Source organism: Ruegeria sp. CDSC085 (assembly GCF_059610465.1).
Genome location: NZ_JBXWNR010000001.1, coordinates 301,285 through 321,973, shown reverse-complemented (window position 1 = coordinate 321,973; position 20,689 = coordinate 301,285). Strand labels below are relative to the sequence as shown.

21 protein-coding genes are annotated in these 20,689 nt (G+C 58.7%); 12 read left to right on the top strand and 9 right to left on the bottom strand.

Annotated features, from left to right (window positions below):
• Positions 1-12 precede the first annotated feature (12 nt).
• The 3 genes from AC2FJB_RS01630 to AC2FJB_RS01620 all read right to left on the bottom strand — a co-directional run bounded on the left by AC2FJB_RS01630 (position 13) and on the right by AC2FJB_RS01620 (position 4,120).
• Positions 13-1,332: a glutamine synthetase family protein gene (locus AC2FJB_RS01630; RefSeq protein ID WP_496718635.1), complete on the bottom strand. Its 1,320-nt coding sequence runs from the start codon at positions 1,330-1,332 to the stop codon at positions 13-15.
• A 133-nt stretch (positions 1,333-1,465) separates the two neighbouring features.
• Entirely contained in the window at positions 1,466-3,652 is a 2,187-nt protein-coding gene (locus AC2FJB_RS01625) for a xanthine dehydrogenase family protein molybdopterin-binding subunit (RefSeq protein WP_496718634.1), read from the bottom strand.
• A gap of 3 nt (positions 3,653-3,655) precedes the next feature.
• Entirely contained in the window at positions 3,656-4,120 is a 465-nt protein-coding gene (locus AC2FJB_RS01620; RefSeq protein WP_117868543.1) for a (2Fe-2S)-binding protein, read from the bottom strand.
• A 141-nt stretch (positions 4,121-4,261) separates the two neighbouring features.
• Here AC2FJB_RS01620 and AC2FJB_RS01615 point away from each other — a divergent pair, with 141 nt between their 5' ends.
• The 5 genes from AC2FJB_RS01615 (at position 4,262) to AC2FJB_RS01595 (ending at position 8,382) form a co-directional block, all read left to right on the top strand.
• Complete coding sequence (locus AC2FJB_RS01615) at positions 4,262-4,864, top strand: TetR/AcrR family transcriptional regulator (RefSeq protein ID WP_496718633.1); 603 nt, start codon at positions 4,262-4,264, stop codon at positions 4,862-4,864.
• A 138-nt stretch (positions 4,865-5,002) separates the two neighbouring features.
• Positions 5,003-5,998 carry a tRNA dihydrouridine(20/20a) synthase DusA gene (gene dusA / locus AC2FJB_RS01610; protein ID WP_496718632.1) on the top strand — a complete coding sequence of 332 codons (996 nt, stop codon included), beginning with the start codon at positions 5,003-5,005 and terminating at the stop codon, positions 5,996-5,998.
• Between the two features lie 15 nt (positions 5,999-6,013).
• Positions 6,014-6,838 carry a sulfite exporter TauE/SafE family protein gene (locus AC2FJB_RS01605; RefSeq protein WP_299894303.1) on the top strand — a complete coding sequence of 275 codons (825 nt, stop codon included), beginning with the start codon at positions 6,014-6,016 and terminating at the stop codon, positions 6,836-6,838.
• Positions 6,835-7,617 carry a hypothetical protein gene (locus tag AC2FJB_RS01600; protein ID WP_496718631.1) on the top strand — a complete coding sequence of 261 codons (783 nt, stop codon included), beginning with the start codon at positions 6,835-6,837 and terminating at the stop codon, positions 7,615-7,617. The genes AC2FJB_RS01605 and AC2FJB_RS01600 overlap by 4 nt, the downstream gene beginning before the upstream one ends.
• Positions 7,618-7,653: 36 nt before the next feature.
• Positions 7,654-8,382 (top strand): SpoIIAA family protein, encoded by a 729-nt coding sequence (locus AC2FJB_RS01595; RefSeq protein ID WP_299894297.1) that lies wholly within the window; start codon positions 7,654-7,656, stop codon positions 8,380-8,382.
• A gap of 640 nt (positions 8,383-9,022) precedes the next feature.
• On the opposite strand, the gene AC2FJB_RS01590 is transcribed toward AC2FJB_RS01595, so the two are convergent.
• From AC2FJB_RS01590 to ccmI, 3 genes are read right to left on the bottom strand one after another with little or no spacing between them, the layout of a single operon-like run.
• Complete coding sequence (locus AC2FJB_RS01590) at positions 9,023-9,256, bottom strand: DUF1289 domain-containing protein (protein ID WP_117868549.1); 234 nt, start codon at positions 9,254-9,256, stop codon at positions 9,023-9,025.
• A gap of 17 nt (positions 9,257-9,273) precedes the next feature.
• On the bottom strand, positions 9,274-9,738 hold the full coding sequence (gene ruvX, locus AC2FJB_RS01585) for a Holliday junction resolvase RuvX (protein WP_496718629.1): 465 nt from the start codon (positions 9,736-9,738) through the stop codon (positions 9,274-9,276).
• A complete protein-coding gene (ccmI, locus tag AC2FJB_RS01580; protein ID WP_496718627.1) occupies positions 9,735-10,955 on the bottom strand; it encodes a c-type cytochrome biogenesis protein CcmI in 1,221 nt (406 codons plus the stop codon). The genes ruvX and ccmI overlap by 4 nt, the downstream gene beginning before the upstream one ends.
• 176 nt (positions 10,956-11,131) lie before the next feature.
• Here ccmI and AC2FJB_RS01575 point away from each other — a divergent pair, with 176 nt between their 5' ends.
• From AC2FJB_RS01575 to AC2FJB_RS01560, 4 genes are all read left to right on the top strand, one after another.
• Complete coding sequence (locus AC2FJB_RS01575; RefSeq protein WP_117872663.1) at positions 11,132-12,376, top strand: sarcosine oxidase subunit beta family protein; 1,245 nt, start codon at positions 11,132-11,134, stop codon at positions 12,374-12,376.
• Positions 12,377-12,451: 75 nt separating this feature from the next.
• The gene (locus AC2FJB_RS01570) at positions 12,452-12,781 is read left to right on the top strand and encodes a sarcosine oxidase subunit delta (protein ID WP_496718626.1); all 330 of its coding nucleotides are present in this window, start codon (positions 12,452-12,454) and stop codon (positions 12,779-12,781) included.
• Positions 12,782-12,848: 67 nt separating this feature from the next.
• On the top strand, positions 12,849-15,863 hold the full coding sequence (locus tag AC2FJB_RS01565) for a sarcosine oxidase subunit alpha family protein (protein ID WP_496718624.1): 3,015 nt from the start codon (positions 12,849-12,851) through the stop codon (positions 15,861-15,863).
• On the top strand, positions 15,856-16,422 hold the full coding sequence (locus AC2FJB_RS01560) for a sarcosine oxidase subunit gamma (protein ID WP_117868553.1): 567 nt from the start codon (positions 15,856-15,858) through the stop codon (positions 16,420-16,422). The genes AC2FJB_RS01565 and AC2FJB_RS01560 overlap by 8 nt, the downstream gene beginning before the upstream one ends.
• 249 nt (positions 16,423-16,671) lie before the next feature.
• Here the strand turns inward: AC2FJB_RS01560 and AC2FJB_RS01555 are convergent, their stop codons facing one another.
• Entirely contained in the window at positions 16,672-16,893 is a 222-nt protein-coding gene (locus AC2FJB_RS01555; RefSeq protein WP_496817675.1) for a hypothetical protein, read from the bottom strand.
• Positions 16,894-16,956: 63 nt separating this feature from the next.
• Positions 16,957-17,718 carry an FkbM family methyltransferase gene (locus AC2FJB_RS01550; RefSeq protein ID WP_496718620.1) on the bottom strand — a complete coding sequence of 254 codons (762 nt, stop codon included), beginning with the start codon at positions 17,716-17,718 and terminating at the stop codon, positions 16,957-16,959.
• 100 nt (positions 17,719-17,818) lie between these two features.
• On the opposite strand from AC2FJB_RS01550, the gene AC2FJB_RS01545 reads away from it, so the two are divergent.
• The 3 genes from AC2FJB_RS01545 (at position 17,819) to AC2FJB_RS01535 (ending at position 19,982) form a co-directional block, all read left to right on the top strand.
• On the top strand, positions 17,819-18,418 hold the full coding sequence (locus tag AC2FJB_RS01545; protein ID WP_113789565.1) for a superoxide dismutase: 600 nt from the start codon (positions 17,819-17,821) through the stop codon (positions 18,416-18,418).
• A 4-nt stretch (positions 18,419-18,422) separates the two neighbouring features.
• Positions 18,423-19,301, top strand: coding sequence for a metallophosphoesterase (locus tag AC2FJB_RS01540; protein ID WP_496718618.1), 879 nt, complete (start codon positions 18,423-18,425; stop codon positions 19,299-19,301).
• A gap of 219 nt (positions 19,302-19,520) precedes the next feature.
• Positions 19,521-19,982: a host attachment family protein gene (locus tag AC2FJB_RS01535; protein ID WP_117868558.1), complete on the top strand. Its 462-nt coding sequence runs from the start codon at positions 19,521-19,523 to the stop codon at positions 19,980-19,982.
• A 43-nt stretch (positions 19,983-20,025) separates the two neighbouring features.
• Here AC2FJB_RS01535 and AC2FJB_RS01530 read toward each other — a convergent pair whose 3' ends face one another.
• The gene (locus tag AC2FJB_RS01530) at positions 20,026-20,577 is read right to left on the bottom strand and encodes an LOG family protein (RefSeq protein ID WP_496718616.1); all 552 of its coding nucleotides are present in this window, start codon (positions 20,575-20,577) and stop codon (positions 20,026-20,028) included.
• Between the last annotated feature and the right edge of the window lie 112 nt (positions 20,578-20,689).

Below are 20,689 nucleotides of genomic sequence, written 5' to 3'. Positions count from 1 at the left end.
GCGGCAAGGGGGTCAAACCGCCTCGAGATAGCTCAGCCAGTGATCCTCGGGTGGGATGCTCGCAAATCGGGTGATCTCTTGCCGCTTGGTCATGGTCAGATAGCGGATCAGGTCTGCGGGAAACAGACGCGGCACCAATGGATCAGAGGCGAACCTGTCAATCGCACTCGACCAATCCGGCATCAGCTGAGGCAGGTCTGCAATGTCATAGGCGTTCCCCGTGATCGGGGCGGGTGGGGTCAAACCGTCTTCGATGCCAACAAGTGCCGCGCCCAGAACCGCGGTTAGCATCAGATACGGGTTTATGTCCCCGCCGGCGACGCGGTGTTCGATGCGCCGTGCAGCCGGAGGGCCGCCCGGGATGCGAATAGCTGCGGTTCGATTTTCATAGGCCCAGCAGGCCCCCGTGGGCGCATGTGCCCCTGGTATGAGCCGTGTGTAGGAATTCCCGTGGGGCGCAAATATCAGCGTACTGCCCGGCATGGCCGCGACACAGCCAGCGACGGCAGACAGTAAAATCTCAGTGCCTTCCGGCCCGTTGTTGTCGAACACATTGTGCCCGTTCTGGTCCACTACCGAGAAATGCACATGCATTCCGTTGCCGGCGTCATCAGTATAAGGCTTGGACATGAAGGTTGCCGCAAATCCGTGCTTGCGCGCCAATCCACGCGTCAATGCCTTGAAAAGCCACGTATCATCGGCACAGCGCATGGCGTCCTGATGGTTCAGGTTGATCTCGAACTGGCCGATGCCGCTTTCCGAGATGGCCGTCTGCGCGGGGATGCCCATTTCGGCGCAGCCGTCGTACAGTTCGGTGAAGAACGCTTCGAACGCGTCCATTTCAGCAACCGACAGAACTGCCTCATCGGTAAGGCGCCGCCCGGTGATCGGATTCACTGGCGGTTGCGGTTGCGCGCCAGACGCATCAACCAGTGTGAACTCCAACTCCGTCGCAGCAACAACGGACCAGCCGCGTTGTGCATAGCGGTCGAGTATGGCGGACAGAGCATGCCGCGGGTCGCCCGGGAACGGTACGCCGTCATCATCATACAGGCTCATTGGCACCAGCGCCGTTTCCGTATCCAGCCAGGGCACGGGGACCGGGCCGCGTTCGGTCGGGCGCAGCACTCCATCTGCGTCGCCGGTTTCAAAGACCAGCGGGCTACCGTCGATGTCTGCGCCCCACAGATCAACGTTCAGTGCCGAGAATGGCATTCGTACAGCCCCCTTTTCCAGTTTGTCCGCATAGACGGGGGGCACGCGTTTGCCGCGCATCTGACCGTTCAGATCACATGCGGCAACGCGGAAATTGTGCAGGGCGCTCAGGTCCATTGGGGGCTCCGTCGGTGAAACTCCCCAGTGATTTACTTCAATGGATCTGCTTTGTCATCAAATTTGATCAAATTTTGGCTTTGGTGTTCATGGAACTCCCCGCGCCGGTTTTGACCGGCGCGGGGAGGTGCTTTTAGGCGAAGCTTACGCCATGCGCTTCCATGGGCAATTGCGCCACATGCACACCTGACAGCGCATTGATCGCATTGGCCAATGCAGGCGCTGACGGTGGCGTGCCGGGTTCTCCTACGCCGGTTGGCGCTTCGGCTGATGGCACGATATGTACGTCAATTGCGGCAATATCCCCAATACGCAGCGGTTCGTAATCCGGGAAGTTGTATTGATCCACAGCACCGCTGGTTAGAGTGATCTGGTCACGCATCACGTGGCCAATGCCATAGCCGATGCCGCCTTCCATCTGGGCGCGCACAACATCCGGGTTCACGGCAATGCCGCAATCCACGGCACAGGTGACCTTTTCAATCTTGATGCCACTTTCTGGATCGCCCGAGACTTCGACCACTTCAGCCGCGTAAGACCCAAAGGACTTGTGAACAGCGATCCCCTGCGACCGACCTTCTGGCGCATTGCCCCAGTTTGCCTTTTCGGCCGCCAGTTTTAAAACAGATGCCTTTCGCTGCTGGTCCGGGTTGTCGTCGCCGGACAGATGGGCCAGGCGGAACTCGACCGGATCGCGCCTTGCCGCTTGGGCCACGAGATCCATCATGGTTTCCATCGTATAGGCCGTGTGAGTGTGTCCGACAGAGCGCCACCATAGTACCGAGGTTGCCTTGGGCGTATCTGTTAAACCCAGCGCCATTCCCGGAATCTGGTAGGGGCTGTCTGCGATACCTTCGATAGAGCTGTGGTCGACCCCGTCATGCACCGCGAAGGCCTCGAAGGCCGTGCCTTTCATGATTGATTGGCCAGCTACCTGATGCTGCCATCCGACGATTTTGCCATCGGCATCCAGGCCAACCCGGACCTTGTGGCCAAAGGCGGGGCGGTAATACCCGCTGCGGATATCGTCTTCGCGCGTCCAGACCAGTTTCACCGGGCGCGAGCGGTCAGTGACGACAAAAGCCAGAGCTGCCTCGACCTGATAATCCGCATCCGGAGTTGCGCGGCGACCAAAGGAGCCACCCGCCAGCATGGTCTTGATGTGGATCTTCTCAGCGGGCAGGCCAAAGATCTGCTGGTAGGCCATATGTGGCCCTGTCGGCATTTGCGCCCCGTCATGCAGAACGATGTCACCATCGGCTGTTTGCTCGATCGTGCAGTTCAGTGGCTCCATTGGAGCATGGGCCAGCAGTGGGAAGTAGAACGTTTTTTCAACGACCTTGTCCGCACCGTCGATGGCGGCTGCCACAGCTTCAAAATCTGCCTTGTTCACGTTATACGTGGGCTCAGCCTCCAGCGCGGCCATGATCTCGGCCTTGATCTGGTCCGAGTCACGGGTTTCTGCGCCGGACATGTCCCACTCGACCTCAAGCGCATCGCGTGCTTGGATCGCAGCCCAGGTGTTCTCGGCATAAACCGCGACACCGGCCTGATTGGGCAGGACGGCTGCATTGATATACCCTTTGACCTCTTTCGATGCGCTGTCATCAAAACCCAGGGCGATGCCGCCCTTCGCTTCCGGGCGTTTGATCATGGCGACCATCTGGTTGGGCAGGTGAACGTCCATCGCGTACATCGCCTGCCCGTTGCCCTTGATTGCCGAATCCTTGCGGCGCACCGTTTCATTTCCGATCAGGCGGAACTCGGACGGGTCTTTCAGGCGCGGCTCTGCCGGAGCGTCCAGTTGCGACGCAGCAGACACGAACTCAGCGATCGGAGCCGACTTGTCGCCCGCCTTGACGATGCCGTCTTCGATGGTGATGGCGGATGCATCCACGCCCCAGCTCTGCGCAGCGGCGTTGATCAGCATTTCGCGCGCAGCAGCACCGGCCTGACGATATTGCAGCCACGAATTCGCCATCGCGGTCGAACCGCCGGTGCCCTGGAATGGACCAAACAGCAGGTTGTTGTAGACGTTCGGATCCGAGGGGGCGAACTCGTATTCGATCTGGTCCATGGTCAGGCCGATTTCTTCGGCAATCAGCGTCGGCAGGCCGGTCGCTGGGCCCTGACCTTTTTCAAAGTGCTTGACGATGGCGGTCACGGTGCCATCCGCATCGATTTTTACGAACGGGTTGAGCTGGGCGGTCTCGGACGAGGCCGCGGCCAGTGCTCCGTCTGGACGGGTGCCGACCAGCAGGATGGCACCGGCAGCGGCGGCACTTTTCAGAAACTCACGGCGAGATGTGTTGATGGTCATGGATCAGGCCTCCAGAATTTCAGACGCGCGCTGGATACCGGCGCGGATGCGTTGATAGGTGGCGCAGCGGCAGGCATTGCCGGACATGTACTCGTCAATCTCCTGAGCCGACGGTTTCGGGTTCTCGGACAACAGCCCGACAGCCGACATCACCTGACCCGACTGGCAGTAGCCGCACTGGACGACATCCAGCTCGACCCAGGCCTGTTGTATGGCAGCACCGATCTTGTCGTCACCGACAGCTTCGATGGTCGTGACTTCGGCACCTTCGACGTCTTCAATGAAAGTCTGGCACGAACGGACGGGTTCACCGTTCAGATGCACCGTGCAGGCCCCGCAGGACGCAACGCCGCAGCCGAATTTTGTGCCGGTCAGTTTCAGTTCGTCTCGGATCACCCAGAGAAGAGGCGTTCCGGGTTCGGCATCAACCTCGTGGGTTTTGCCGTTCAGGTTCAATGTAAGAGCCATGATGAGGGGGTCTCCTGTTGGTGCTGGTTTCCGCACTTAGTAAACTCGCGGGTTTACTCATGGCATATTGTTTTGCCTCTGTAAACTCCTGCGTTTACCTAGTGTTTGACCAAGGCGCGTCAACAGGTCTATAGCTCTGACATGAACGAATGCAGCGCACAGAATGCGTCCAAGCGCGCACAGATCATCGAAGCTGCCGTGGCCGAGTTCCAGGAAAAGGGATTTGCCGCGGCCAGTATGGACCGCATTTCAGCAAGAGCCGAAGTGTCCAAGCGTACGTTGTACAAGTACTTTGAAAGTAAAGAGAACCTGTTCCGCTCCATCGTGGTCGAATTGTCCTGTCGCTTTGCTGAAGTGCTGGAAATCCGGTATGAAAAAGGTCGTGACATTCGTACGCAACTGACCGAACTGGCCTGGGCCGAGGGACGTATTCTGATGCGGCCCGATGTTATCGCGATGGCCCGGATGGTGATCAGCGAAACCTTGCGCAACCCGACGCTTGCGGCGGAAGCTCAGGGCAAGCTGGACAAGACGGCGACGTTCATTGCCATGCTCAAGGATGCGGCAGAGGATGGGCAGCTTCGGATCGATGACCCGGAACGGGCCGGGCGCGAATTCATTGGCCTGATCAAGGCACGCGCCTTCTGGCCGCTGCTGTTCACGGGCGGGGCGCTCAGCGAACCCGAGATGACGGAAACGATCGAAAGCAGTGTCCAGATGGTGATGAGCCGATATGGTGTCTGATCGGAAACAGCTGAATCCTCAGGGTCGCCGTCGGGACGCCGCCAGAGGAATGTGTTAGGGCTTTTTGACTTGATTCGGGTGGGCAAGGCCACTGACAGTCCATCGGATTTCGAAGCATAGCAGGACGGAGGCGTTGCTGTGGCAGGCAAGGCAACACAGGCTGCGCGCCTAAGCGTGGCACCCATGATGGATTGGACAGACCGCCACTGTCGCTATTTTCATCGGCTGCTCAGCGCGGAAACGTTGCTGTATACCGAGATGGTGACGGCTCCGGCGCTCGTGCGGGGCGGGGCGTTGCATCTGTTGGACTACTCTCCCGAGGAACACCCGGTTGCTTTGCAACTCGGCGGCTCTGACCCGGAAGAATTGGCGCAGGCCACGCGTTTGGGGGCTGAGGCCGGGTATGATGAGATCAATCTGAACTGCGGCTGTCCGTCGGATCGGGTGCAATCCGGCACTTTCGGCGCTGTCTTGATGAAAAACCCAGGCCGCGTTGCCGACTGTGTGGCTGCCATGCGCGAAGCGGTGAACGTGGATGTCACAGTTAAATGCCGCATCGGCGTGGATGACCAGGAGCCGGAAGAGGTATTGCCTGCGTTTCTTGAACAAATTCGTGCGGCAGGTTGCCAAAGGGTAACGATCCATGCCCGCAAGGCGTGGTTGCAGGGGCTGAGCCCCAAGGAAAACCGGGATATCCCGCCCTTGGACTATGACCTTGTGCATCGGATGAAGGATGAGTTTTCGGATCTTCACATATCGATCAATGGCGGCATCAACACGCTGGACGAGGCAGCCGCACATCTGGAAGCCGGTCTGGATGGGGTGATGATCGGCCGAGCCGCGTACCATCAGCCGGGCGATGTCCTGTCGGATGCTGACCTACGCATCTTTGGTACCGGAACAACGCGTGATCCGTTCGCGATCGTTCAACACATGGTGCCTTATGTGGAACGGCATCTTGCGGGCGGCGGGCGTTTGCACCAGATCACGCGTCATATGTTGGGCCTTTTCGCAGGTCGTCCCGGAGCCCGCGCATGGCGGCGTGCCTTGTCGGAAGGGGCTGTGCAGGATGGGGCCGGACCCGAGGTGATGCTGCGGGCGCTGGATCATGTGGCGCCCATGGCAGAAGTTTAAACGGCAGGGGGAACGATGCCCGAGACGATGTTGCTGGCCCAGATGCTGGGCCTTTTGCTTGTGATCGGAGCGCTGGCCGGCGTACTTGCCGGATTGCTGGGGGTTGGCGGTGGAATTGTTTTGGTGCCCGCCTTTTTCTATGCGTTTCAAACTCTGGGATATGGCGGTCCGCAGTTGATGCAACTGTGTCTGGCCACGTCGCTGGCAACGATAATCGTGACATCGGTCCGATCCGTTCTTGCGCACAATAAGAAGGGTGCGGTGGATTGGGATATCCTGCGCGGTTGGGGGCCGGGTATCGTCGTCGGGGCGATCATCGGGGTTCTGGTTGCTTCGGCTCTGCGCACCGAGGCCTTGCAGGCGCTGTTCGGCATATTGGGAATGGTGATCGGAGCTTACCTTGGGCTGGGACGTTCGGACTGGCGGCTGGGGGATGTCATGCCCGGCGGAATAACGCGGGCCATCCTGTCTCCCGCGGTCGGGTTTCTATCCGTTCTGATGGGGATAGGCGGTGGTAGTTTTGGTGTGCCGCTGATGAGTCTTTACAACACGCCGATCCACCGTGCCGTGGCAACCGCGGCCGGATTTGGTGTGATCATTGCCGTGCCCTCGGTCATCGGGTTTTTGTTCCTGGATATTGCACCGGAACATCGTCCACCGCTGACCATTGGGGCGGTCAATCTTGTGGCTTTCGGTATTGTCGTGGCAATGACGATGATCACCGCGCCTTGGGGGGTGAAGCTGGCCCATGCGATGGACCCGAAACCTTTGAAGCGCGTATTCGCTGTGTTCCTTACACTGGTGGCGCTCAATATGCTTCGCAAGGCAATAGGTTTGTGACCGACTTCCGCGTCAAGGGCTGGGTGAAATTCCCATATGATCGGGTGCTTGCAGCTTGGGTGGGTCATGCGCTGCCCGCCGCACGGGCCTCGATAACGGATCCGTCCCATGCTGACTGGCTTGACTGCGAAGGGACGTGGTTCATTGGTGTCGACGCGTTGCCCAATGACGCGCAGGGCAGGGTTGGCCGATCGGGGCCTCTGGCCGGAGCCGCCATGTCATTCATTGCAGAGCGTTTTGGGGAATTGCGGCTTCACAAGGGGCAAGTCTCGGTCATGTATCCGGGATATCCACGTCCGCGTCGGGGAGAAAACGAGGCCGCCGCGCGGTATCGCAAAAACCGGGACGCGGCCCATGTGGACGGCCTGCGCCCGATGGGGCCGGATCGTCGCCGCCGCGTGGATGAGCCGCATGCCTGGATTTTGGGTATACCGCTGACCAAGGCCAGCCGGAATGCGTCGCCCATGGTGTTGTGGGAAGGCAGCCATCATATCCTGGGTGCGGCGTTCAGGCGCGCTCTTGCAGGGAAGCCACAAGAGCGCCTGCATGAAGTCGATATTACGGATATCTACCAATCCGCCCGTCGCGAGGTGTTCGAAACCTGTCCGCGAATCGAATTGCCAGCCAAACCGGGCGAGGCTTACGTGCTGCACCGCCACTGTCTGCACGGGGTTGCCTCTTGGGCAGACACGGCAAACGCAGGGCCGGATGGACGGATGATCGCCTATTTCCGCCCGGAATGTGCCGGGGGTGTAGCCGAATGGATCGAATCCCCTTAACCTCCTGTCATTGTTTGGCTTTGGAGGTTTTGACCGATGATTACGGTCCATACGAATTCTGATGGTGCTTTGATAGAAGTCGAGTTGTCGGGGCAAGTCACCAGCGCCGACTACGCGGATGTCTTGGTTCCTGCGATCGAAGCAGCGCTAACCGAACACGACTCGGTTCGGCTTTTGGCCATCGTGCAGCCGGAGTTCAAGGGGTATGATTTGGGTGCGGCATGGTCTGACACCAAGCTGGGGCTCAGTCACTGGCGGGGCTTCGACCGGATCGCGGTTGTTGCCGATCAGGGCTGGGTGCAAACCAGCATCCGACTGGCGGCCCCGATCCTGCCGTGTCCCGTTCAGGTATTCGAATTGGCCGAGCTTGAGGCCGCGCGCCGCTGGATGCGCGAGTCGCTGGGATCCATTCACGTGACCGATCTTGAGGGCCCATGTGTTCAGATCAGCCTTTTGGGAAAGCTGGACCCGGAGGAATACAAGCAGGCAGAGCGCGACCTGGACGCTTTGTTGCATGATCGATCCGGGTTTCGCTTGTTGATTGACCTAAGGGAATTTGATGGCTGGCAGGGGTTGTCGGCTCTTGCAGCGCATTTTCGTCTGGCCAGCCGACATATCGGGCAACTGGACCGCGCAGCCATCGTTGGGGACAAAAGCTGGCAGCACATGGCGCAACGCGTAGCCAGTCATGTGTTGGGCACACGGACTCAGTTCTTTCCGTCCGAGGATATCGAAAATGCCAAAACCTGGCTGGCCGCCGGATAAGGAACTTCGCTATACCCTCACGTGTTTTGACTGATTCAACTGCCAGCAGGCGGCCCCTGTGTTGTGTCCGCAGGTCAGGGCAAAGCGCCGTTGAGCGCGAGGAGACCAAATCTGATTGGCTTTTTCCGCCGTTCCACGCTTTCCACAGGTCTTGACACCGTTCCGGACAAAAGTTGTGACGTAAGGGAACTGGTGGGTTTTTTCGTGGAATATCTGACGTTAACGTCAAACCAGACCAAAAACCGTGTGTTTTCCCCCTAATATTGACCGGAAGTGCCCTTACCTACGCCGTGTCGCTGCGGGCCTCCACTCACGTTGAACAGATGCGTTCATGAGCTGGCCCCTCTTGGAGCTCGACCTCGGCCCGCGGCGGCACAGTTATTGGAAGCGGGAAGTTTGCGATGACATTTAAGTTGTTGATGGAAAGATTTACTGCACGAAAGACGCCTTCATTCGAGGTGGTCAAGACCTGCAAGAAACATGTCCAACGTGCACGAGAAGAATCCGAGACTGCAAAAACGAGTAGATCCGAAATTGTAGCTCTGTTCGAGAAAGAGCTGCGCGGGCAAGACACGAACAGGCCGGCCCACGACAAATCCAATGACCACAGGGATACGTCCCCAAAGCAGACTGGCTGACTTCAGGAGCCGTTTATGCGCGCTGCACGCCCGCCACGGCGTTTGCTGAGGCGCGGCTTTCTGGTTGGCAGGTTTTCCATGATTTCGGCGCGTTCGCTGCTGTCCATCTTGGACCAGCGGGTGATTTCATCAATCGTGCGATAACAGCCGGTACAGATACGTTCCGTGGGATGAACGACACAGATCTGGACACAAGGGCTTTCGACCTCATTCCTTTTCCAAACCATATTCGTCATCACTGGTCTCCGACCCGTTACAAAAAGCGCAGTCTGTCCAGCGCCCCTTGCAAGATATAGCCGGCTGCAACGTGATCAATAACCTGTCCGCGACGTTTTCGTGTCGTATCCGCCTCAAGCAGTGCTTTTTCTGCCGCAACTGTGCTGAGCCGTTCGTCCCAAAATCCGATGGGCAAATCGGTCAGGCGGGACAAATTGCGCGCAAATGCCCGCGTTGACTGGCATCTTGGCCCTTCGCTGCCATCCATGTTCTTAGGCAACCCCAGCAAGATGCCCCCGATCTCGCGATCGGTCACAATTTCGATCAGGCGGGCGGAATCGAGCGTGAATTTCTTGCGCCGTACCGTTTCCAGCGGGCTGGCGACGCCGCGCATCCGGTCGGACACCGCGACGCCGATTGTCTTTTCCCCAAGGTCCAGCCCAATCAGGGCACTCATAGGTTGCAGCGCTGCTGCAAATTCTTCGATAGCGTCATGGATCATTGAGCGATCCCGGCTTGAAGGGCCGCCGCATCGATGATCTGCAACGCCTCTGAGTTGCCGGCAAACACTTCCATGGCCTCATCCCGTATATCGATGGCACGCTGGCCCTGGCCTAGAACGCCCAAGGCGGCGATCAGACGGGCCCATTCCTCGGGGGACCCGCCTTCTGTCGCCAGACGATCAGACAACTGGTCCACCATACCCTGAATCATCTGCTGCCGTTCTTCGGGGCTCAGCTCTGCGGCGGCGGCCATGTCTTCCTGACTGGGGCCGGGTGCCGTGCTCAGATCCGGCGCATTGAATACACCGGCCCGAAATGCCAGTTCGTCGATCTGAGCCCGTATCGCTCCGGCCCATGGTGCACCTGCCGGGGCATCCTGCAACGTTTCAACCCACATACGATAGGCGAGGTCCGGCCGCCCGATCTGGGCCAGCATCTGCCCCCAATAATAGCGTGCCGGGCCGTGACGAGGGTCACGGTTCAGCGCTTCGATCAGGGCCTGTTCCGCTTCGGGTGAGACGTAACCACCCGCCGCCAGAATCATCATTTCAGCCAAATCCGCGTAAGTGTCGGCCGTGGCAGTGTCGCCGGACAGTTCGATCACTCTTTGCTGCGCGGTGTACCCATCCTTGAAGTTGCCTGCATTCGTCTCGTGCTGCGCCAGCAGCATCTGACCCTGCAAATCGTCTGGCCGGTTCGCAACCGTTTCACGCAACTGCTTCAGCAGGTTCGCATAGCTTTCGTCCAGCTGCGCAGGTTGGGGCGGGGTCGCCAGCTCTTCCGCGGCGCTTTGGGATGGCCGGTTGGCGCGCACTTCTTTGGCCAATTCAAGCCGTGCGGTCAGAGGCATATCGGGTAATCCGACGGCCCCGGTGCGATGATACATCGCCAATGCGCCACCGATCAGAAGCAGCGAGATTGCCAAGATCGACAACGCTGAAACGGTACGAGAAGGCCCGGCACCGGCGCCCTCTTTTTTCATCTGGTCGTCTGCGGCCAGAATACGGCGGGAAATTTCCGTGCGGACCCGTTCAGCGTCGGCCTCGCCAATGACCCCGCGCGCCAGATCCCGGTCCACACCGGCCAACTGTTCGCGATAAACCCGCAGATCGTAAGCCGCAGCGGGTTCATCCCCACGGCGTTTGCGCAGCAGAGTAAAGCAGAGAAAAGCTGCGATCAGCAGCGCGACAAGAAAAATCAGAACCCAGAACGTCATGGTCCCTCCGAGGATGCTGCCCTGACTTAGACCTGTGAGGCGTCCGACAAAAGGGACAAATGGCCGCGAATGAGCGACATGTCGCAATAGTGCTATATTGCGGCGTTGCACGGCAGGGCTAAAATGCACTCACACGGCATATCTGCGCCCAATCACCGAACCGGATGGATTCGCACATGAAACACTATTCAGCCTTTGCTGTGGCGCGGGAAGCTCTGCGCTATCACACCGGATGGGAGCGCGCCTGGCGCTCACCCGAACCCAAGAAGCGTTATGACGTCATCATCGTTGGTGCTGGCGGTCATGGTCTGGCGACCGCGTATTACCTTGGTAAGAACTACGGTATTCAGAATGTCGCGGTTATCGAAAAAGGCTGGCTGGGCGGTGGCAACACCGGCCGCAACACGACGATCATCCGCTCGAACTACCTGCAGGACCCGTCTGCCGCAATCTACGAGAAAGCGCGCAGCCTCTACGAGGACCTGAGCCAGGAGCTGAACTACAACATCATGTTCAGCCCGCGCGGTGTCATCATGTTGGCGCAGACCCAGCACGAGATCCGCGGCTATCAGCGAACGGCCCATGCCAACGCCCTGCAAGGCGTAAAGACTGAATGGATCGGTCCCGAACGCGTCAAGCAACTGGTGCCTATCATCAACCTGGACGGCCCCCGGTATCCTGTTCTGGGCGGCCTTTGGCAGGAACGCGGAGGCACTGCGCGCCATGATGCGGTGGCGTGGGGCTATGCGCGTGCCTGTTCGGCGATGGGTATGGATATCATCCAGCAATGCGAAGTCACCGGTATACGCTCGGATAAAGGTCGCGTCGTCGGGGTCGACACCACCAAGGGTGCCATCGATTGTGACAAGCTGGGCATCGTCGTCGCGGGCCATTCGGGTCAGTTGGCCGAGATGGCGGGCTTCCGTCTGCCGCTGGAAGCCGTTGCGTTGCAGGCGCTGGTATCGGAGCCCATCAAACCCTGCATGGATGTGGTTGTGATGGCCAACACCGTGCACGGCTACATGTCTCAGTCCGACAAGGGCGAGATGGTGATCGGCGGGGGAACCGACGGGTTCAACAACTTCACGCAGCGCGGGTCTTTCCATCATATTGAGGAAACGGTGCGGGCGCTTGTCGAAACCTTCCCAATGATTTCGCGCCTGAAGATGCTGCGTCAGTGGGGCGGGATCGTGGACATGACCGGTGACCGCTCGCCCATCCTGTCGAAAACGTCTTTGCAGGGCTGCTTTATCAATGGCGGCTGGGGCACCGGTGGCTTCAAGGCAATTCCGGGATCGGGCTGGGGGATGGCGCAGTTGATGGCCACGGGACATTCACCGCTGACCGAAGCCTTCTCGCTGGACCGCTTCAAAGAGGGCCGCTTCATTGACGAAAGCGTCGCCGCCGGGGTGGCACACTAAGGGGGGTCCCCAAGGTGCCAGAAAACAGAATTCAGGTCGGCCCCCGCGCCGACCGACCGCCAAAAGGATGACAACATGCTAATCCTGAATTGCCCCTATTGCGGCGTAGACGCCGAAGAAACCGAACTGGCCGCTGGTGGTGAGGCGCATCTGAAGCGTTTCGGCCCGGGCTCGTCCGAAGACGAGTTCCACGACTACCTGTTCATGCGTGAAAACCCGAAGGGTGTTCACTTTGAACGCTGGCGGCACGCCAATGGCTGCGGCAAGTGGTTCCACGCCGCTCGCTGCTCGCAGACACTCGAAGTGTTCGGCACCTATTCCGCGCAGGTCACCGAGCCGCCGCAAGACATCAAGGATGCCATCACCGCTAAACGGCCCGGCTGGACGTGGAGAGAGTTCTCCTGATGCTTCATCTTTTCAAAAATACTCCCGCCGGAGGCTTTGACGCCTCCACATGCGAAAGGTCAGCGACATGAGCACCCGTCTCGCAAAACAAGGCCGGCTGATTGACCGGTCGAAGAAAGTTACATTTACCTTTAACGGCACTTCTATGCAGGGCTACGAAGGCGATACGCTCGCCTCAGCGCTGCTGGCCAACGATCAGATGATGATGGGCCGGTCGTTCAAGTACCACCGCCCCCGCGGAGTTGTCGCCAGCGGCGCGGAAGAGCCGAACGCCCTTGTCGGTCTGGGACAGGGCAACCGGTTCGAGCCGAACCAGCGCGCCACGACGACCGAGTTGTTCAACGGCTTGACCGCAATTTCACAGAACCATTGGCCAAGCCTTGAACATGATATCGGCGCGGTTAACACGGCGTTTGCCAGGTTCCTGCCGGCCGGATTCTACTACAAGACCTTCATCCACCCCAAGCCCTTCTGGAAACACGTCTACGAACCTTTCATCCGGCAGTCGGCGGGATTGGGCAAGGCGCCCGACAAGGACAACCGGGATGCCGACACCTATGAGCACTTCTACGCCTTTACAGATGTTTTGGTGATTGGTGGTGGTGTGGCTGGTTTGCAGGCGGCCAAGGCGGCGGCACAATCCGGTGCGAAGGTTCTGCTGATCGAGCAGACCGCGCATTGGGGCGGTCGCGCTCCGGTTGACGGAGGCACCGTCAATGGTGAGCCTGTGGATAAGTTCGTGGAACAATTGGTTTCCGAACTCGAAACAATGGACAGCGTTATTATGCGCACACGCTGCATGGGAGCGGGTGTTTACGATCATGGTTATGTGTTGGGATACGAACGTCTGACGGACCACACGCCGGGCGTGCAGGGCCCGCGCCACCGCTTGTGGCGTATTCGTGCCAAGCAAATTGTGACGGCAACAGGTGCAATTGAAAGACCATTGTCCTTTGCTGGCAACGATGTTCCGGGTGTGATGCTGGCTTCGGCCATGCGCGATTATGTCGTGAACTGGGGGGTGACTCCGGGGGATCGTGTCATCGTCGCCACCAACAATGATGACGCTTACCGCACCGCGATTATCCTGAAACAGGCAGGTGTGGATGTTTTGCGTATTGTTGACGCACGGGCAACGGCTGGACCTTTGGCGGAAGAAGCCCGCCAGTTGGGTATCCGCGTCGATCCGGGCAAAGCCATTGCCAAAGTCAAAGGCGGCAAGCGCGTCAAAAAGGTTGCCATCTGCAATCAGGAAGGTGTCGGCGGCGCGCGTGAAGAGGTTGAGGCGGATGCGGTCGCCATGTCTGGTGGCTGGTCTCCGGTCGTGCACATGTGGTCCCATTGCGGAGGCAAGCTGATCTGGGACGACGCGAACGCGCATTTCCGGCCAGATCCTGAGCGTCCACCGCTGGGGGCCGACGGCAAGGGGTTCGTTGTTGCTGCTGGCGCGTCCAACGGTCCTCTGGCGTTGCAAGATGTACTGACAGACGCCCATGTCGCCGGTAAGGCCGCTGCCAAGGCGGCTGGCTTCAAACCCAAGAACACCAAGGCGCCCGCAGGTGAGACAACCGTCGAAGCGCCGATGGAAGCGGTTTGGCTCATGCCGGCAAATGCAGAAGTTCAATTGCGCATGAAGTCCTGGCTGGACTTCCAGAACGACGTCAAAGTTTCAGACGTCCAACTGGCTGCGCGCGAAGGGTATGAAAGCGTCGAACACACCAAGCGCTACACTACGCTGGGTATGGCAACTGATCAGGGTAAATTGAGCAACATCAACGGATTGGCAATCCTTGCTGATGCGCTGGAATCCGAAATCCCCAAGGTTGGCACAACGACCTTCCGCCCGCCCTATACGCCTATCTCGATGGGTGCGATCGGCGGTGAGGCACGGGGTGAGGTCTTTCAGCCAATCCGTCAGACACCGATGCACAACTGGCACGACAGGAACGGCGCCGACTGGGAGCCGGTTGGCCATTGGCGCCGTGCCTATGCCTATGTCCGCCCCGGTGAGTCTGTGCACGACGCGGTCAATCGCGAGGTCAAGAACACCCGCGAAAACCTCGGCCTGCTGGATGCCTCGACGTTGGGCAAACTGATCGTCAAAGGCCCGGATGCCGGCAAGTTCCTCGACATGATGTACACCAACATGATGTCCACGCTGAAGGTCGGCAAGTGTCGCTATGGTCTGATGTGTTCGGAAAACGGCTTTCTGATCGACGACGGTGTTGTCGCCCGAATCGACGAGGACACATGGCTGTGCCACACGACTACCGGCGGAGCCGAGCGCATCCATGGTCATATGGAAGAATGGCTTCAGACGGAATGGTGGGACTGGAAAGTCTATGTCGCCAACGTGACCGAGCAATACGCGCAGGTCGCCGTGGTTGGCCCCAACGCCCGCAAGGTGCTGGAGAAGCTGGGCGGCATGGATGTCAGCAAAGAGGCGCTGCCCTTCATGGAATGGCGCGATGGCAAGATCGGAGACGTCGTTTGCCGGGCCTACCGCATTTCGTTCTCGGGCGAGTTGTCGTACGAAATCGCCGTGCCCGCAAGTCATGGTCAGGCGTTCTGGGATGCCCTGATGGAGGCAGGTAAAGAATTCGGCGTCATGCCGTACGGAACCGAATGCCTGCACATCCTGCGGGCCGAGAAGGGCTTTATCATGATCGGCGACGAGACCGACGGCACCGTGATCCCGCAGGATCTGGGGCTGCACTGGGCGCTTTCGAAAAAGAAAGAGGACTATCTGGGCAAACGCGCCCATTCCCGCAGCCACATGGCGGATCCCGAGCGTTGGAAACTGGTCGGTCTCGAGACTGTGGATGGATCGGTTCTGCCGGATGGTGCTTACGCGGTGGGCGAGGGCGTCAATGCCAACGGTCAGCGCAATATGATCGGCCGCGTGACGTCGACATATTACTCGGCCAACCTCGACAAGGGTATCGCCATGGGGCTGATCAAACACGGTCTCGACCGCATGGGCGAGATCGTCGAGTTCCCGGGCACCGACGGCAAATCATACAAAGCCAAGATCGTGGACCCGATCTTCTATGACAAGGACGGGGAGAAGCAGAATGTCTGAACCCATCAGCGCATTGAACCACGCAAGCTATTCCGGCATCGCCAAGATCGAGGAATGCGGTCTTCAGGGTATGATCACGCTGCGCGGCGACTTGTCCGACAAGGTGCTGGCCAAGGCCGTCAAGGATGCGACCGGCCAGAAAGTGCCCGGTCAGCGCGAGGCGCTGGTCAAGGGCGATACCGGCGTGGCTTGGATGTCGACGGACGAGTTGCTGGTGCTGGTGCCATACGCAGAGGTCGACGCCAAACTGGCCGACATGGTCGGTGCCCTGAGTGGCACCCACGCTTTGGCGGTCAACGTCTCGGATGCTCGCGCCGTCTTCTGTATCTCTGGTGCCAGTGCCCGCGAAGTTCTGGGTAAGGTTGCACCTGTCGATCTGTCGGCGGATGCTTTCCAGCCTGGCCAAATCCGCCGCTCACGTCTGGCGCAAGTGGCAGGTGCTTTCTGGATGGACGATGAACAGACCTTCCGGGTGGTCTGCTTCCGCTCGGCTGCGGATTACGTCTTCAAACTGCTCAAGGTTGCGGCGCAACCTGGCAGTGAGGTCGGGATCTACTGAAAGAAAAGAAGAATGCCCCGGTTCTACCGGGGCATTTTCTCATTTTACCGTGGAGCAGGTCCCGACCCCAAAGGGCTTGTTCGCATAATTTCCCTGAACAAATGCCATGCGAACGGCGACTGTGTTGTCGGATGGTTTCAGGTTCGCTTGATATCGAACACGGGCATTGCCACCGGCGGCCATTTTTTGATCGAGGTTCCAGATAACACGATACCCCTTGGCACCGCGGTCTTTGAATTTTGCTTTGGCTCAATCTTGGTACGACGTTGCGGCCATCGCCGAAGCTGTGGCGGGGTCAATCCGGAAAGCATACTCTGGCGCAATCCAGCCATGGGCGTCTTGCTTGGTCATCTTGCAATGATAGGTAACTGTTTCTGCCGTAGCGGTTTGTGCAAGCACTGCGGCGGTGACAATCAGGAAAAGTCTTTTCATTTTATCCGGTTGGCTGTGATTTTTGATGTACACACTCAAAGTGACACATCTCAGAAATGCAAGCAGGACTTCGCGTAAGCGAAGAAAAAGTCGCCTAACGTTCTACCCATGCATGAGAATGGTGTGAAAACGGTTCAGGCCGTCTTTGGTCAGCAAGTCCGAAACCTTGAGAGGGTGCGCTTTGTCGTCCGACAGCCCCGAGTAAAACCCCAGTTCATCCATCAAAGCGCTGACACGTTCGTGCCTCTCGTTTTCCGGCAGCAATGGTGCGTGAAGCGATAGAAGCAGGGCAGGCCGCCGTTCCCTCAGCCACGCGGACAGAGTGGGTGCAACTATAAACTCCGCCCCTTCGATGTCCATTTTGACCAGCGAAACCCGTGACAGGTCGTTTGTCTTTTCGAATTGATCCCAGGCGATCGTCAGCGCATCCGATCCATGTGCGCCGTCGTGCAGAAGTGAGCTGGTGGAATCTCCGGGCTCACCACGCACAGAGGCCATGCGTGCCACACCAAACCGATCTGACAGGGCGACTCCGAATGCCGAGACGTTCTGAACGTCATTCAGATCAAGGTTCCATGCCAGGTGCCGGAACGCGGTCGGGTCAGGCTCAAAACACCAGACATGCCGTGCCCTGCGTGCACCGTACAACACCGTCGGGCCAATCCACGCTCCGATATCCAGATAGTCGCTTTGCGGGGACAGGAACCGGTCAAGCACTGCAAATGTTTCAGGTTCCCAAGCGCTCGCAGTGGCTTTGCGCCAGAATTTCGAATGATACGGGTCCAGACGAAAGGGCTCGCCGTTCAGATTGCCCGCATAATATCCGCGGGCGCGATAGAACATCTTGCGCACCTGTGTCAGCATCGCCTGCCTCCGGGTTTTCTTGTCTCGCCCCTTGACCTGCGGCGGCAGCCAAAGCATTTAACCTTGGGAACCGCAACTTACATTTAAACAGGGGGCCGACATGGCTTTTGAACTTCCTGATCTTCCTTATGCACATGACGCGCTGGCAGCCAAGGGTATGTCCGCGGAAACGTTGGAATATCACCACGACCTGCACCACAAGGCCTATGTCGACAACGGCAACAAGCTGATCGCCGGCACCGAATGGGACGGCAAGTCGTTGGAAGAGATCATCGTTGGCACCTACGACGCGAACGCTGTTGCACAGAACGGCATCTTCAACAACATCAGCCAGCTGTGGAACCACAACCAGTTCTGGGAAATGATGGGGCCCGGCGGCAACGCAATGCCCGGTGAGCTGGAAAAAGCTCTGACAGAAAGCTTTGGTTCGGTTGACGAATTCAAATCGCAGTTCAGCGCCGCTGGTGCTGGTCAGTTCGGTTCGGGATGGGCGTGGCTGGTCAAGAATGCAGATGGCTCGCTGGCCGTAACCAAAACCGAGAACGGTGTTAACCCGCTTTGTTTTGGTCAGACCGCGCTGTTGGGTTGCGATGTTTGGGAGCACAGCTATTACATCGATTTCCGCAACAAGCGCCCGGCTTACCTGTCGAACTTCCTCGACAATCTGGTGAACTGGGAAAACGTCGCATCACGGATGTAATGAATTGAACCGACGCCGGTTCATGAAGGGCCTGCTGGCGGTGACGCTGGCAGGCCTTGTTACGGCCGCCTACGGGTTCGTCATTGAACCCGCAGTGCGGTTGCGCGTGCGCAAATGGCGCATTCAGCGGGACGACTGGACGGCGCCGCCGCTCAGAATCGCCGTACTGTCCGATTTGCATGTCGGCGAACCCTATGTCGGCCTGAACCGCGTAAAGCAGGTGGTCCGCCGAACCAATGCGCTGGCTCCGGACGTGATCCTTCTGCTGGGTGATTTCTTTGCAAGCCACAAAGCTGTCTCGGACGCGGTGAAGATGCAGGACCTAGCACCCGTGCTTGCCGGGCTTGAGGCGAAGAATGGTGTCTTTGCCGTGCTGGGCAATCACGACTGGTGGGATGACAGGACGGCACAGCGGCGCGGATCCGGGCCCAATCGCTATGCCGAAATCCTGGAACAGAATGGCATTTCGGTGTTGTCCAATACTGCCATCAAGCTCGAAACTCCGGGCATCTGGCTGGCCGGGCTTGAGGATCAGCTTGCGATCTGGCGCAAAGGCAAACCACAGGGATTGGACGATCTGGCAGGTACTTTGGGGCAGATCACCGATGACGCTCCGGTTGTGATGATGGCGCATGAGCCCGATGTTTTCCCCACTGTGCCCGAGCGGGTGGCCTTGACCCTTTCGGGGCACACACATGGTGGCCAGGTGCGCCTGTTCGGCTGGTCGCCCGTTGTGCCGTCGAAATTCGGCAACCGGTATGCCTATGGCCATGTACGCGAAGATGGGCGTGATCTGGTCGTGTCGGGCGGTATCGGATGTTCAATCCTGCCGGTTCGTCTGGGCGTGACGCCCGAAATCACCGTTGTCGAGATGTCCGCCTAAAGGGTTGATGACCGGACGGTGAAAACCCGCCGATACGCGCCCTTTTTGCATGACGGTATCTTGTTTGCTGCTCTCCAAAGCACATCTTTGTAAGGTGGAGGGAGAGAACCGCATATCACTTCAATCAATGATCGGGCTGCGCACTGTGCGTGCGCCAACGAACCCGCATGTCCGGCAGGTCGAGGGATACCCAGAACACAACCTAATCAGGAGATCGCAATGGTCGCACTTACACAGGGAACTTGGGTTATTGTTGCAGATGGAGAGAAAGCGCTGGTGATGGAGAATATCACCGATGCCGACGATCCCAACCTTGTCGTCGTTGCTGTCGAAGAACAAGACGGTCCGACCGGGAAACCGATAGACCGCGCAGGTCGTCGCAACGACGGCGGACCAAATCAGAAATCGGCAGTTGAAGAACCCACGTGGAAGGCACACGCAAAATCTCTGTTTGTGCAGGATCTGGCGAATCTGTTGAATCGCAAGGGGCTGAAAGGGGCCTATGACCGGCTGGTTCTGGTGGCCAGCCCTCAGGTTCTGGGTCTGTTGCGGCGTCGGTTGCACAGCGAAGTGCTTGGAAAGGTCGTGGCAGAGGTCAACAAGACCCTGACCAATCATCCTTTGCACAAAGTCGAGCAAGTGGTGCGCCACAGTCTGCAACCCAAGGCCAGACTGGCCTGATCAATACGGCGGGCGGTTCAACCGCCCGCACGGTTTCCCATCGTCAGGTCAGTTTGTCCCGCAAGGCGACCATGGCTGTATCGGCGTCTTCAACCCAGGTGATGAAATTCGCCAGAGACGCGTCGGCAAAGCCTTGCCCGATCACCTGGTCCAACAATGTGTGCAACGCATCCCAATACCCATTCACATTGACCACGACGATGGGTTTGTCATGCAGTCCAAGCTGGCGCCAGGTCAGCGCCTCGAACAGCTCGTCCAGCGACCCCGGACCGCCGGGCAGAACAACGACGGCATCAGCGTTCATGATCATGACCTTCTTGCGCTCGTGCATTGTCTCGGTGATCACGAAATGGGTCAGATCCGTTTTTCCGACCTCACGTTTGGCCAGGTGCACCGGAATGACGCCGAAGGTTTCACCTCCGGCATACTGTGCGGCACGGGCCACTTCACCCATCAAACCGACATCTCCGGCTCCGTAGACCAGCCGCCAGCCTTCCTGCGCCAGTAGGCTGCCAAACTGTCGGGCAGTTTCAGAATAAGCCTTCTCGGCTCCATTGCGTGACCCGCAATACACACAGATTGATTTCTGAGACATTAAGGGGGGCTCCGGGGTTGTGTCAGGGGTTTTGACCCGTGATAGCGGGATTGATAGATTGGCTCAACTGTCCGCCGGAAAGCTTTTCAACGCAAAGCTTTTGCCAGGCGGA